Origin of the sequence: Pseudomonas sp. DWRC2-2 (genome assembly GCF_049897885.1) — a bacterium.
Lineage (GTDB): Bacteria > Pseudomonadota > Gammaproteobacteria > Pseudomonadales > Pseudomonadaceae > Aquipseudomonas > Aquipseudomonas azotoformans_A.
Genome location: NZ_JAFCXD010000002.1, coordinates 1 through 13,062, shown reverse-complemented (window position 1 = coordinate 13,062; position 13,062 = coordinate 1). Strand labels below are relative to the sequence as shown.

General features: G+C 59.6%; 12 protein-coding genes. 6 read left to right on the top strand and 6 right to left on the bottom strand.

Annotated features, from left to right (window positions below; translation table 11 throughout):
* Nucleotides 1-91 precede the first annotated feature (91 nt).
* Both ACP7EW_RS08490 and ACP7EW_RS08485 read left to right on the top strand, forming a co-directional pair.
* Nucleotides 92-1,261, top strand: coding sequence for a hypothetical protein (locus tag ACP7EW_RS08490; RefSeq protein ID WP_426216448.1), 1,170 nt, complete (start codon nt 92-94; stop codon nt 1,259-1,261).
* Nucleotides 1,262-1,408: 147 nt separating this feature from the next.
* Complete coding sequence (locus ACP7EW_RS08485) at nt 1,409-1,933, top strand: SET domain-containing protein-lysine N-methyltransferase (RefSeq protein WP_426216446.1); 525 nt, start codon at nt 1,409-1,411, stop codon at nt 1,931-1,933.
* On the opposite strand, the gene can is transcribed toward ACP7EW_RS08485, so the two are convergent.
* Nucleotides 1,930-2,574 carry a carbonate dehydratase gene (gene can, locus ACP7EW_RS08480; RefSeq protein WP_003188288.1) on the bottom strand — a complete coding sequence of 215 codons (645 nt, stop codon included), beginning with the start codon at nt 2,572-2,574 and terminating at the stop codon, nt 1,930-1,932. The two genes, ACP7EW_RS08485 and can, sit on opposite strands and share 4 nt — an antisense overlap.
* A 139-nt stretch (nt 2,575-2,713) precedes the next feature.
* Between can and ACP7EW_RS08475 the strand changes: the two genes are divergently transcribed.
* Nucleotides 2,714-3,016 (top strand): hypothetical protein, encoded by a 303-nt coding sequence (locus tag ACP7EW_RS08475; protein ID WP_033898397.1) that lies wholly within the window; start codon nt 2,714-2,716, stop codon nt 3,014-3,016.
* Between the two features lie 11 nt (nt 3,017-3,027).
* Here ACP7EW_RS08475 and rimI read toward each other — a convergent pair whose 3' ends face one another.
* Complete coding sequence (gene rimI, locus ACP7EW_RS08470; RefSeq protein ID WP_095014576.1) at nt 3,028-3,480, bottom strand: ribosomal protein S18-alanine N-acetyltransferase; 453 nt, start codon at nt 3,478-3,480, stop codon at nt 3,028-3,030.
* Entirely contained in the window at nt 3,473-4,219 is a 747-nt protein-coding gene (locus tag ACP7EW_RS08465; RefSeq protein WP_426218031.1) for an energy transducer TonB, read from the bottom strand. Before ACP7EW_RS08465 ends, rimI begins: the two co-directional genes overlap by 8 nt.
* A 187-nt stretch (nt 4,220-4,406) precedes the next feature.
* Here ACP7EW_RS08465 and mksB point away from each other — a divergent pair, with 187 nt between their 5' ends.
* The 3 genes from mksB to mksF are packed head-to-tail and all read left to right on the top strand — an operon-like array spanning nt 4,407 to nt 9,218.
* Nucleotides 4,407-5,684 carry an Mks condensin complex protein MksB gene (mksB, locus tag ACP7EW_RS08460; protein WP_177077887.1) on the top strand — a complete coding sequence of 426 codons (1,278 nt, stop codon included), beginning with the start codon at nt 4,407-4,409 and terminating at the stop codon, nt 5,682-5,684.
* Nucleotides 5,674-6,381: an Mks condensin complex protein MksE gene (gene mksE, locus ACP7EW_RS08455; RefSeq protein WP_012722059.1), complete on the top strand. Its 708-nt coding sequence runs from the start codon at nt 5,674-5,676 to the stop codon at nt 6,379-6,381. Before mksB ends, mksE begins: the two co-directional genes overlap by 11 nt.
* Nucleotides 6,378-9,218 (top strand): Mks condensin complex protein MksF, encoded by a 2,841-nt coding sequence (mksF, locus tag ACP7EW_RS08450; RefSeq protein ID WP_426216443.1) that lies wholly within the window; start codon nt 6,378-6,380, stop codon nt 9,216-9,218. Before mksE ends, mksF begins: the two co-directional genes overlap by 4 nt.
* Nucleotides 9,219-9,279: 61 nt before the next feature.
* Here mksF and ACP7EW_RS08445 read toward each other — a convergent pair whose 3' ends face one another.
* From ACP7EW_RS08445 to ACP7EW_RS08435, 3 genes are read right to left on the bottom strand one after another with little or no spacing between them, the layout of a single operon-like run.
* Entirely contained in the window at nt 9,280-11,583 is a 2,304-nt protein-coding gene (locus ACP7EW_RS08445) for an MlaD family protein (protein ID WP_426216441.1), read from the bottom strand.
* Complete coding sequence (locus ACP7EW_RS08440; protein ID WP_426216439.1) at nt 11,576-12,199, bottom strand: paraquat-inducible protein A; 624 nt, start codon at nt 12,197-12,199, stop codon at nt 11,576-11,578. Before ACP7EW_RS08440 ends, ACP7EW_RS08445 begins: the two co-directional genes overlap by 8 nt.
* Entirely contained in the window at nt 12,186-12,845 is a 660-nt protein-coding gene (locus ACP7EW_RS08435; RefSeq protein ID WP_033898387.1) for a paraquat-inducible protein A, read from the bottom strand. The genes ACP7EW_RS08440 and ACP7EW_RS08435 overlap by 14 nt, the downstream gene beginning before the upstream one ends.
* Nucleotides 12,846-13,062: the final 217 nt, after the last annotated feature.

Below are 13,062 nucleotides of genomic sequence, written 5' to 3'. Positions count from 1 at the left end.
ATTTAGCACGCGGTTTTCCTGGTCAACCGCTACTGTGTGGAGGTGGGCTTTCACCCCGCGCAGACGGGCTTTCGCTGACAAGGAAACAACAATGTTTAAACCGACCAGGTTGTCCTTCTCCCTGGCCGCACTGATGGCGAGTGCGGTCGTACAGGCCGACATCGAGGTGCCATTGGGGAGTACGCAACGCGTGACCCAACTGTTCGCCTTCCCCAACAATTGCAATGTGATCTGCTTTCGGCCATGGACGCTGGAACAGACTGCCGAGCATTACTTGAACCAGAGCCTGCAACGGGATGGCTACAGCCGCGCAAAAGTCAGCGTCAAGACCCATGACGGGCAGGTGTCAGCGACCTTCAGCGGTGTGCCTGACAATTACGGCCAACCCCTGACCACGCTGCTCAATACCGCCGACCTGGCCTATCAAGGCGCCAGCAAGCTCAACACTGACGGCAAGTGGGCCTACAACTGGTACTTGTTCCTGCCGTTGGGCATGGCCCTGGAAAACCGCAAAAGCATCGAACTGCTGCACTTCCCGCCGGATTATTCGCTGACCCAGGCCCAGGATTACCTGGAATCGGCCACCACCGACCGCTGGGCCACGTTGCTCACGGATAACGGCATCCCGGCCACAGAAACGCCGGCTTACCAGACCATCATCGATATTGCGCCTATCGCCGCGCCTTCCAACGCGGGCAAGGACCTGGAAACCGTCTACAGCTACTTCACCGATTACCAGACGCGCATGGTCCAGGAACTGAGCCTGTCCGCCAAAGGCGCGTTGCCGATGGTGGCATTTGGCGCACCGGTACGCAGCTGGATCAAGCAGCAGTATGGGCAGACCGTGAACGTGCTGAGCCTGGCACAGATCAGCCCGACGCCGGGCAAAAGCGTGTCAGTGCTGGGCGCCAATCACCCGAGTTATATCTGGTATGCCGCAAGCCCCGACACCTACGATGGCAACGAGCAGAAAGCCGACGAGGCCGGCTTGAAGGTGATGGGTCAGGATTTGAGCGCCGCCTGCTGGCAGGCCGGAATGGGCCAGAAACCCGCGAGTGATCCGAACGTGTTGCTCAAGGCGTGCATGAATACCTGGCAGGTCACGCGCAAGGAGCAGACCTGTGAGTTGTTCTACACCTCGGTGCGGAATATGACCTCGGTGGAGGCCAACGCAAAATGCGCTACACCCGCCATCAAGGGCCAGTTGAAACAGCTGAAAAACGCCGCCCCAGCCCCCGCCATCACAGCGCCTGCGCTGTAAATCGCACAAAAAACGACCGATTTCTACTGTCAACATTGACAGTAGAAATCGGATTCACGTTCAGCGAGTCTTGAACCGCGCCCATCCGCTGCAAGACTGGTAGTCAGACACCACCCGCAGGTCGATGCAGCCTAGCCAAGGAGAGTTATGAAAACTCAAGCCATGGACAAGGCTAAAACCGCTGTGATTGACTGTTTTTATCCTTTCGCGAGCCAATCCTTTGCACGCGGTTACCCCTCGAACCGTGATTTTCAAGTGGTTCGCAACCGAGAAGGTGAGTCCATAGGCGTCAAGGCGCGCGTCAACTTTGAAAGCCGAACGTGTATTGCCAAGTTATCCGGCTATGCGTTGAGTGAACTGGGTCAACATGCGTTTCAAATTTCTTCGCGCATTTATCTGTATGACCGATGGTTCATGGGCCTGATCCATCACTCTTGCGCTCCAAACACTTGCGCCGACACTGACTACTTAGAGCTTTGGACGGTAGTGGCGATCACAGCCGGCAGCTGGATCACACTCGACTTCGCCTTGACCTTCGACTGCCTGCACCGCCAATTTGCCTGCCAATGCGGCGCGGCCAATTGCAGGGGGTGGATCAAAGGCAGGAAGGAACAGATCAACACAGAGGGGCTGCGCTTCCTGGAACAGAAGTGCAGCCCCGGCGGCGCTTAGGCTTCACCCAACGGACGCAGGCGGTACTGCGGCGGCAATTGCTCGAAGCCACTGATGGTGGTGTTCAAGCTCTTCCAGCGCCCATCCTTGATGCCGTAGATGCAGCCATGGATCGACAGGCTCTGCCCACGGTGCCAGGCGTTTTGCACAATGCTGGTGTGGCCGACGTTGGCCACTTGCTGGATCACGTTCAACTCGCACATACGGTCGACGCGCTCTTCTTCGGTCGGCAACTGGGCCAGCACGTCACGGTTTTCGTAATAGAGGTCACGAATGGTGCGCAGCCAGCCATCGATCAGTCCGAATTGACGGTCCTGCATCGAAGCGCGCACGCCGCCGCAGCCATAGTGGCCGGTCACCAGGATGTGTTTGACCTTGAGCACGTCCACTGCGTACTGGATCACCGACAGGCAATTGAGGTCGGTGTGCAGCACCACGTTGGCCACGTTGCGGTGCACGAACAGATCCCCCGGCAGCATGCCGACGATCTCGTTGGCCGGCACACGGGCGTCGGAACAGCCGATCCACAGATATTCCGGGGTTTGCTGGCGGGCGAGCTTGGCGAAGAATTCGGGATCTTCCTGTTTGATCGCGTCCGCCCAGCGTTCATTGTTATCAAGCAGGTCTTGTAGTTCGTTCATCAGGGAAAGCCTCAGGAATGATGCGCAGTTTTGTGACTGACAACCCCACGTCCAGGTCACGCCGCGCGTGAATTAGCTTGAATCTTTGGGCCGCGCAGCCTGTCCACACACTATAAGCCCCACAGTATGAGGATAGGCCATGACTGAATCACGACGTCCCTACGGCGCTACGCAGCCCGAACCCATTGATGACAACGAAGACCGCATGGGTTCGATGCGCGAGCTGGATTTTGACCAAGATGAACCCTCGGCGCAGACCGGTGATGATTTAACCCCGGAAACCTTGATCCCTGAGGATGGCGCGCGGGATGCCAGGGAGGAAGGCGAAGATAATCCGGCGGATTACGACCTGAGTATCGTGGACGAGGACGAGATTGGCGGCGGCAATGGCCTGGATGAGGCGGAATTGGCGAAGCGGGATCCGCTGGACGGAAACCGCTAGGTCAGGCGCGGTCAGTCGACCAGGGTACAGGCCATGACGACCGCGTCTTCGCGGCCCCCCACGGCGGGGTAATAATCCCGCCGACGGCCGATTTCGTTGAAGCCATAACGCTCATACAGGCGGAACGCGCCGGTGTTGCTGTCGCGCACTTCCAGGAAGCACTCACGCGCACTGGCAGCGTAGGCGCGGGTCATCAGGTGCTCCAGCAGCGCCAGGCCAAGGCCGCGTCCCTGGTTTTCCGGTTTGACGGTAATGTTCAGCAGGTGGGCCTCGTCGAGGATGATCTGTACCACACCATGCCCTACCTGCTGCTCACCTTCGAACATCAACCAGATCTGGTACTTGCCCAGCCCGTCGAGAAAGATCCCACGGGTCCAGGGGTGGCTGAATGCCGCGTATTCGATTTTCAGCACGGCGTCGAGGTCGGCCTCGGTCATCGGGCGAAAGGATAAAGCTTCACTCATCGGTTGTTTTCCAGCGCGCCATCAGCTGGCGCATGGCTTGCCAGACATCAGCCTTACGCTGTGGCTCTTCCATTAATAATTCCAGGCCCGGCAGGGCCCATACCGAACCCAGGCCTTCGACCTGCAGTTCGCGGTACCAGGCTTCGGCATTGGCTTCGCCTGCAAAGCGCACAGCGGGCAGGCCAATTAGCCACAGGCACACGCAGGGTTCGTCTTCCAGGCGCGCAGACACAAAACCTTGCACAAAATCCCGGGCCGCTTCCGGACCCTGGTCCATGTTGCCGCGTACCAACAGCGGCCAGCGCACCGGGTCGCCGACGATTTGCGGGCTGTCGGGCAGGCCGGCGGCGCGCAGCATGTCCTTGAGCAGCATGTAGGCGGGGTCGCGGGTCTGGAAGCGTTCGCCGGTCGGCAACTCGACCAGCAGCAGGCAGCGCCCGGCCCGCAGCAATTGCAGGGCGAAACGCGGCGGTGGCACCACTGGGGCCTTGACCACCGGTGCGGCCTCTTCGACCACCTTGGCCGCCTTGGTCATTGGCGATGGGCGTGGCACTTCGATCTTCGCCCGCTCGACGACCGGGCGCGCTTCAGGCACGGGCTTGACCACCGCCACCGGCGCGGCCGCTTCTTCGCCCGACGACTCGAACGCCTCATAGGGCTCAAGCGCCTGCAACAGCTCGGGCCGCGACGGCGCGGCAAACGGCAGTTCGGTGCGGGGCAGCCAGTTGACCACCTGCATGGCGGTCAAGTAGGCGCGACGTCGGGACTCGATAAGCACAGCTCGGCCACTTGTGGATAACTAAAGAGCGGGGATTCTACCGCTGTTCGGCAACAATCGCCCACTGCGCACTGACCGGCTGTGGATAAATCCCGCGTCCGATGCAGTACAATCGCGACTTTTAATCGCCAACCAGCCGGCCATTCCGATGATCGAACCCAAGCGCGTCTTGCGCGCCCTCGCCGAACACTGGGCCCTGCTTGAGCCACTGTGCGAACACTTCGACCAAGGCACCTTGAGCCTTGGCGAGTTGCGCGCGCAATTGGCGGCCCAACAACTGGACAGCACGCCGCAGGACATTACCAGCCTGTTGGACGTGTGGATTCGCCTGGATATCCTGGTGCCTGTCGCCAAAAGCCCGAACCGTTTCGAGCTCAACGCGCAGATCCACGACTTCCTGGCCTATCTTCGCAAGGAGCACCGGCTTGGCCTGTGCCTGGAAATCGAAGCTTACCTGCGCCATCTCGAGCGCCTGGCGGGTTATATCCAGGACGCCTTCGACATCCGTGATGGCCACGACCTCGCCCGCCAACTGCGCTTGCTCGACATGCGCGTGCGGGACGTGCTGAAAAAACTCGCCAACGACGAACAAGCCCTCGCCGCCGTGGCCGACCGGGCCAAGACCAGCGACCGGCAGATTCCGTTGCGCCAGCGGTATGCCGAGGTCCTGGCGACCTGGGACGAATACGTCGAACCGATGATCCAACTGGTGAACGCCGACGGCGCCTTCGAACAAGGCGTGCGCAAGGTGGAAAATGTGCTGCTGCGCATGCTCACCGAGCAACAGCGCCTCGGCCATTTGGTTGACGATGACATGCTGCTGCGCACCCATGCGCGCATCCTCGAAATGCAGACCAGCGCCCAGCTGACCTTGCGTCATGCCCGCGAACTGCTGCTGCCGCTGCGTGAAGAAGCGCGCCGGCACAACGCCGTGACCCGTGGTGCGGCGCTGGCCCTGTCGGCCATCCGCCGTAAAGGGCTGGACGCGGTGCCACAGGCCGCGATGCCGATGTTTACCCGCCCGCAAAGCACCTTCCTCGGCAGTGCCAGCCAAGTGGAAGCCTATGTCTACGCCCTGGCGAATTTCGAGCCGAAACCGGCAAAATTCCCCAAGGCGCACAAATCCTACAAAGGCGACGCCCAGCGCGCACCGCGCACGGTCAAGGAGATGCTCGAGCGCTGCGAAGACGCGCTGCCGATGCCGGACCTGATGACCTGGCTGCTGGAGCAGGAACCGGACGGCGCCACCGACGAATTGCTGTACTGGTTCTCGCGCCTGTCCCGCGAAAAACGCTTCAAGCGCGAACGCCTGGAACGCCGCGAGTACCACACCACCGAGCACCAGGTCAGCCTGCGCTCCTTCGCCCTGCTCCCGGTCGGTTCCGACGCCGCCGAGCACTCTGCGAGTACACCCCATGCATCTTGATCTATCCGAACTGTCCCAGCTGGCGCCGATCTTTCGCGAGCTGTTCAAGGGTTACCACGTCAGCCGCCGCGACCCGGAGCTGTACGCGCAACTGTCGAACTTCCAGGACCAGTACCGCACGCTGTTCAAGGCCCTGGGCTTTGAACTGGTGTGCGATACGCGGGGTTTCTACTACTTCGTGCCGGACTCCGCCATCGCCAGTGCGCAGGTGAACAAGACCGCCCAACGCCTGGCGTTGTTCACCTTCATCATCGTCGAGCATTTGGCCGACCAGGGCCGCGACCCGATTGCCGTGCTCGATGGTGGCAGCCTGGGCCGTGATGAACTGCCGTCGCTGCTGGAGAAGTACCGCGACCTGTTTATCCAGGCCGAAGTGCAGACCCAGGAAGAACTCGAAGAAAAAATCATGCGCCGCATGACACAGCTGGGTTTTGCCAGCGAAGACAACGGCATCTATCGCTTCCTGCCGCCGATGCACCGCTTCCTTGATGTGTGCCTGTCGGTGCAGCAAGACCGTGACCTGGCGGCCAGCGTCCACAGCGTGTTGCCACTGCCGGCACCGGTGATCATTGATGAAGACAGCGATGAGAAATTGCTGAAAACCGATGACCCACTGGACTTGAGTGACTTTGCCGACGAAAGCGAAGAAGACGCCCTGGCCCGCGCCATTGCCGAAGAACAGGAGACCGACGCATGAGTAAGGAACGCTACGGCATCCGCCGCTTCGCCCTATTGAATACCGCCGGTTACAGTTTGGGCTTGTTCCCGCTGGAAGAACCCCTGTCGGTGTATGGCGCGAACAACCTGGGTAAATCCGCGTCGATCAACGCCTTGCAGTTCCCGATCCTGGCGCGTATGTCGGACATGAGTTTCGGCAAGTACACCCTGGAACAATCGCGGCGCTTCTACTTTGCCACCGACACCAGCTACATCCTGGTGGAAGTTTCGCTGCCCCACGGCCCGCACGTGATCGGCGTGGTTGGGCGCGGCCCGGGCGGTGGTTTCGGTCACCAGTTCTTTGCCTATGCGGGCAAGCTGGACCTGGCCCACTACCAGAAGAACGACACCTGCCTGCGTCAGAAAGAACTGTTCACCAACCTTGAGCGCGAAGGCCTGAAAGCCTACGAACTCAAGCCGGATGAACTACGCCGTTTGTTGGTGGGCGGCCACACGTCGATCCCGCTGGACCTGACGTTGATTCCGCTGCGCTCCACCAGCGAGCAGAGCCTGAAGACCTTCCGCGCACTGTTTATCAACCTGCTGCACATGCGCGAAATCACCGCGGCCAAGCTCAAACAGCTGTTCCTGGATGCCTTCGAACATAGCTTGCGTTCCGGCAGCGTGGATTACATTGCGGCGTGCGAAGAAGCCTTCCGCGATGTACGACGCATGGAACAGGACTACAACTCGCTGGTCGCCGCCGGCCCGTTGGTTGAAGCCCTGGCCAATGGCGTTCGCCAGCGCGACGTGTTGCGCGGCAAGCTGCATCGCCTGTCGCCGCTGTTGGATTCGTTGCTGGGCACTTGGTCGGATTACGCCAGTGCGCGCAAGGAAGAACTGACCATCCAGGCCGAGCATTACCGCAACGAGCAAGACGCGCTGCAGAACGACCAACGCGGCGGCACCCAGGAGTTGATGCGCCTGGAGCGGGAAATCAGTGGAATTCAGCGTTGGTTGGGCGAGCTTTCGGTACTCAAGCACCGTTTTGCGTTGGTGGATGACGTGAAGGTGCTGGAGCAACAGCTGTTGGCAGCCAAGGATGCTCACGATGAACTGGCGGGCGCATTGGCGCAGTCGCGACAGTTCAGCGCCGAGGATTTGGACGAGCGTCTGCGCGATTTGGAAAAGCGCTTGAAGTCGGTCAAGCAGCAACTCGACCACGCCGACAACAACAGCTACGCGAAACTGCGGGAAGAATTCTCACAGCCGGATGTCGAGCGTCTGATGCGCCTGTTCAACAGTTCGTTGTTCAGCCTGCCATTGGGCGCGCATGGCATCACGCTGGACGAGGATGGCCTGTGGGTTAAATCCCTGGAGCAGATCCTCGATGGCTTCAAGGGCGAGCGTTTTGAGGTACCGGGGCTGTCCATCGACATCTCCCACATCGAACCGCCTGCGTTGCAAGCCTTGGCAGACCGCGCGGCGTTGCGCGACCAGAAAGAACGCCTGGAGAAAGAACTCAAGCAGCTGAAAACCCAGCAGGCTGTCGCGTCTGATCGCGCTGCGAGCAAGACCCAGACCGAAGCGTTGTACCAGCAGGTGCTGGATGCGCAAAAAGCCCTGGAAGACTTCCGCCGTGCGCAAACCCTGAGCGCAGAAGAAGGCGAAAAGCTGGAAAACCTGGCGCAGATGGAAGCAGCGCAGGACGAGTTGAAGCGCTCCAGCGATGCGTTCACCGAGCGCGTTCAGCAACTCTCGGCCAAGCTGCAACTGGTGGGCCGTCAGATTGGCGATATGGAAGCCAAGCAACGCACACTGGATGACGCGCTGCGCCGTCGCCAGTTGCTGCCGGCAGACTTGCCGTTCGGCACGCCGTTCATGGACCCGGTCGACGACTCCATGGACAACCTGCTGCCACTGCTCAATGACTATCAGGACAGTTGGCAAGGCCTGTTGCGCGCTGATGGCCAGATCGAGGCGCTGTATGCCCAGGTACGTCTCAAGGGCGTGGCCAAGTTCGACAGCGAGGATGACGTTGAGCGTCGCCTGCAGTTGCTGATCAACGCCTATGCACACCGTACTGATGAAGCCCTGACGTTGGGCAAGGCACGCCGTGCGGCGGTCACCGACATTGCGCGGACCCTGCGCAATATCCGCAGCGATTACGACAGCCTTGAGCACCAGTTGGCGTTGTTCAACCGCGAGATCAACAAACGCCAGGTCTCCAACCTGCAAAGCTTCCGCATCGTGCTGGCGCCGAACAAGGAAGCGCTCAAGCATATCGACCAGATCATCCACAGTGCCGGCCAGTATGAAGAAGGCGAGACGCTGTCGGTGTTCGACCTGAGCCAAAGCGCCGAGCAGGACAACAAGAACGAAGAAGCCAAGGAATACCTGGCGCGCCTGGTGGCCGCCAACCATAACCAGTTGGGCCTCAAGGACTTGTTCGAGTTGGCGTTCGAGATCACCAAGGTACACGGCCAGCCGGTGATTCACACCGACATCGATGGCGCGGCGTCCAACGGCACCACCATGACCATCAAGGCGTTGACCAACATGTACTTGTTGCTGCACTTGATGGACCGCGACCAGGCCGGGCGCGTGCGTCTACCGTACTACCTCGACGAGGCGGCGGACATCGACGAGAAAAACCAGGCGGCGCTGCTGGAAACCAGCTTGCAGCTGGGCTTCGTGCCGATTCTGGCCAGTGTAAAGCCGCAGGTGTCGGCGCAGGTGGCAATCGACCTGGAAGGCGGCAGCGGGCCGAACGGGATCTATATCGATGAGGCGGACTGGAAGTACATCCGTCGCCATGATGTGGTGAAGGCGACGATGAATGTACAGGCGGACGAGCCGGAGCTGGATGAAGTCTGATTTGATTCGCTGAAATGCAAAAGGCCGCGATCTTCTGGATCGCGGCCTTTTTTATGAGCGCTTATTTGCCGAGTGGAATTTTAGGCGCCCAGGTCAGCCATTCATCTTCGAACTTGTCGAACAGCGGGAAGGTTTGTTGTGGGCGGGCGGCGTTGCCCATGCGTTCGCCGTCGGGTGTGGCGAAGGCGATACCGCCGGCGACCAGGGTTTCCAGGGACTCCGTGCGTACGGTGGCACCTTTGAACAGACCGAAGTCGAGGCCAAAGCCGCTGGTGTTCCAGAAGCGGCTGCCGCCACGTACCAGGGGCGCGTACTTGGGTTCGATCAGGATATGGATCAGTACGCGGTCTGCGGTCTGGCCCAACTCGTAGCCGGTGACCTTGCCCACGGTGACTTCACGGTAAGTGACCGGTACACCTTCCTTCAGCGAACCACGGCGTGCGGCGCTGAGGGTCAGGCTCAGGCCAGCTTCCTGATGCACAGCTTCAGGCGGCTGGTCCAACGCGACAAAGCTCTTTTGCGGGCCGGTGTTTTTCGCAGCCGGTTGCACTTCGATGTATTGCCCGGTGACCAGGGTTTCCAGGTTGGACGTTTTCATCAGGCCCAGCTCAGGCTTGACCACCCAGAACTGGCTGCCGACGCGTGCAATGCGGTCCGCCACTTGGTTGATACGTGCGCTGAGCAGTACCGACTGCATGTCGGCGCTGAGATCGACACTTTCAATCTTGCCCACGTCCAGGCCTTTGAAACGCACTGGCGTGCCAGGGCGCATGCCGTCGGCACGGTCGACCTTGATGGTCACCAAGGTGCCGTGTTGGTTGGCGGCCTCGCGGTCGGCAAATAGACGGAAACGCGGAATGCGCTTTTTCAATGGGACATTCGGTTCCGGGGTTTCGAAGGCGATCCCGCCGGCCATCAGGCTGGCCAGCGACTCACTCTTGACCTGAATACCTCCGGTGAGGCCTCCGGTCAGGGTGACGCCGCTGGCATTCCAGAAGCGCGTCGAGCCGTTGACCAGGTTCTCGTATTCCTTCTCGATGTGGACGCCAATCACCAGTTGCTTGTTCTTGCGGGAAAACTGGTAGCTCTGCACCGACCCGACCTTGACCTGCTTGTAGAGGATCGGGCTGCCAACATCCAGGGAGCCGAGGTTGTCAGTGAACAACACCATGTGCAGGCCAGGGGAACGCAGATCCAGCGGCGGCGCCTTGGCACGAGCGACATACTCCCTTTGTGGAGGGGTGCCTTTGTCACCTGGGCGAATGGCGATGTAGTTGCCCTTGACCAAGGCTTCAAGCCCGGTGATACCGGCCAGGGAGATAGACGGTTTGACGACCCAGAATTGAGTGTCCTGTACCAAATAGTCTTCGGCCAAAGGATCGAGCGTCAGTTCTGCGTTGGCACTGGAAAGGTCAGGGTTGATCTTCAGGGTTTTCAGGCTGCCGACTTGAATGCCTTTGTACATGACTGGCGTACGCCCCGCCTGCAGGCCTTCGAAATCGGTGAGCTTGACCTTGACCCTGATGCCGGCCGCGGCCGCATCGAAATCTTCGTACAGGCGGAAGGGCAGGCTCGGATCAGTCGGCGGACTGTCCTTGCGGTTCTCCGGCGTGGCAAAAGCGATGCCGCCAGCGACGATGCTGGAGAGTGATTCACTGCGGACTTTCACACCGGAAAGATTGGCGTCGATGCTGATGCCGCTGGCGTTCCAGAAACGCGTGTGTTTGCGCACCAGGCTGGCGTAGGTCGGTTCGATATAGACCTTGATCTCGACAGTACTCTGGTCCTCGGAGAGCAGGTAGCTTTTGACCTGACCGACCTGGATCTGCTTGTAGAACACCGGACTGCCACGGTTGAGCGAGCCGAGGCGGTCGGCCTTGACGGTCAGGTGCAGGCCGGGCTTGGCATCGGACAAAGGCGGCTCTTCAGAGAGCGCTTTGAATTTGCGTGTGGGTTCGCCGTCACCCGGGCTGGCCGCGATGTAGTTACCTGATACCAAGGTTTCCAGGCCGGTGATACCGGCGAGGGTGACGCTCGGTTTGACCAGCCAGAAGCGCGTATTGGTCTTGAGGTACTGGTCGACGTCCTTGTTCATCTCGATGGTGGCGATCACCCCGCGATTGTTGCCCTCGTCGTCCAAGGCCAGAGCCTTGACCTTACCTACCGGCATGCCTTTGTAGACCACTTCGGTCTTGTTGACCTGGATGCCTTCACCGCTTTCAAAGCGCACCTGGATATCGATGCCCTGTTGGGAATAGGCACGCCATCCCAACCATCCACCGATGATCAGGGCAATCAGGGGCAGCACCCAAATAGCCGACCAGTTGGAGGCTGGGCGGGTTTTAGCTTTAGGCAAATCACTCATGGTCGTCGTCCGACTCCGTGTTATCCCAAATCAGTCGGGGATCGAAAGTTACTGCGGCAAGCATCGTCAAGATCACCACACTGGCGAACGCTGCAGCACCGAGATTGGCCTCGACACTGGCAAGTCGCCCAAAGTTTACAACCGCCACCAGGATGGCGATCACGAAGATATCCAGCATGGACCAGCGGCCAATGAATTCGATAAAGCGGTACATCACGATGCGTTGTTGCGCGGACAGTGGTTGACGACGCTGCACCGAGAACAGTAGCAGACCTATGCCGACCAGCTTGAACGTGGGCACCAGGATACTGGCAATGAACACCACAGCGGCGATGGGGAACATGCCGTGCTGCACCAGTTGGATCACGCCCGCCATGATGGTACTGGGATCGCCCTGACCAAGAGAGTTGATAGTCATGATCGGCAACAGGTTGGCGGGAATGTACAAGATGGCCGCCGTGATCAGCAGCGCCCATGTGCGGACAAGGCTGTTGGGGCGACGAGCATGGATCAGCGCACCACAACGCGTGCAAATTTGCTCGTCGCTGTCGGCGTCTTGTTTATTCAACTCATGGCATTCGGTACAAATCAGAATGCCTGCATCAATCGCCCGCATGTTCATCCTCTCCTGACAACGCTTGCCAGATCTGGTGGGGCGACATCACCACCTCAAGCAGCACTTGAACCATTAACAAGCTGACAAAGCAGACAAGACCGAGGCCTACCGTGATGGCGGCCATGTCGGCGAGTTTAACGATCGCCACCAAGACGCCCATCAGATAGACCTCCAACATCCCCCAGTCTTTCATGTGATGGTAGATGCGGTATAACAGCAGTCCATAACTGCGGCCAATGTTCCAGCGAATACTGAGCAACACTGCCAACTGGCAAAGCAGCTTGAGCAAGGGAATCCCCATGCTGCACAGGAAGACAACAGCAGCGACGCCTTGCATGCCGGTATCGAACAGGGCGACGACGCCGCTCCACACGGTGTCTTCAGAGGACTGCCCAAGTAGATTGAGCTGCATGATCGGCAGAAAGTTCGCGGGGATGTACAGCAGCAACGCGGCCAGCACCAGGGCGAGGCTTCGCTCAACGACGTTGTGGCGGTGAGCGTACAGCTCGTAACCGCAACGCGGGCATTGGGCTTTTTCGCCGAGGGCGAGCACTGGTTTGCGCATCAGCAAGTCGCACTCATGGCATGCCACCAGGTCGTCCAGTGGTAAATCCGATACCTCTAGGGCATCAACCGGATCGGGCATAAGTAGGGCTCGGACTCTAAAAAAGGTTAGGTGCCTATTCTAGTAGTCTGGTTCAGAAATAACTGTGCAAATTTGTCGGGAGATTCGCGGCGCTGAAGTTTTCGACCGCCCAAAACAAAACCCCATCTGCTTTCGCAAATGGGGTTTCGGAATTTAATCTTGACGATGACCTACTCTCACATGGGGAAACCCCACACTACCATCGGCGATGCATCGT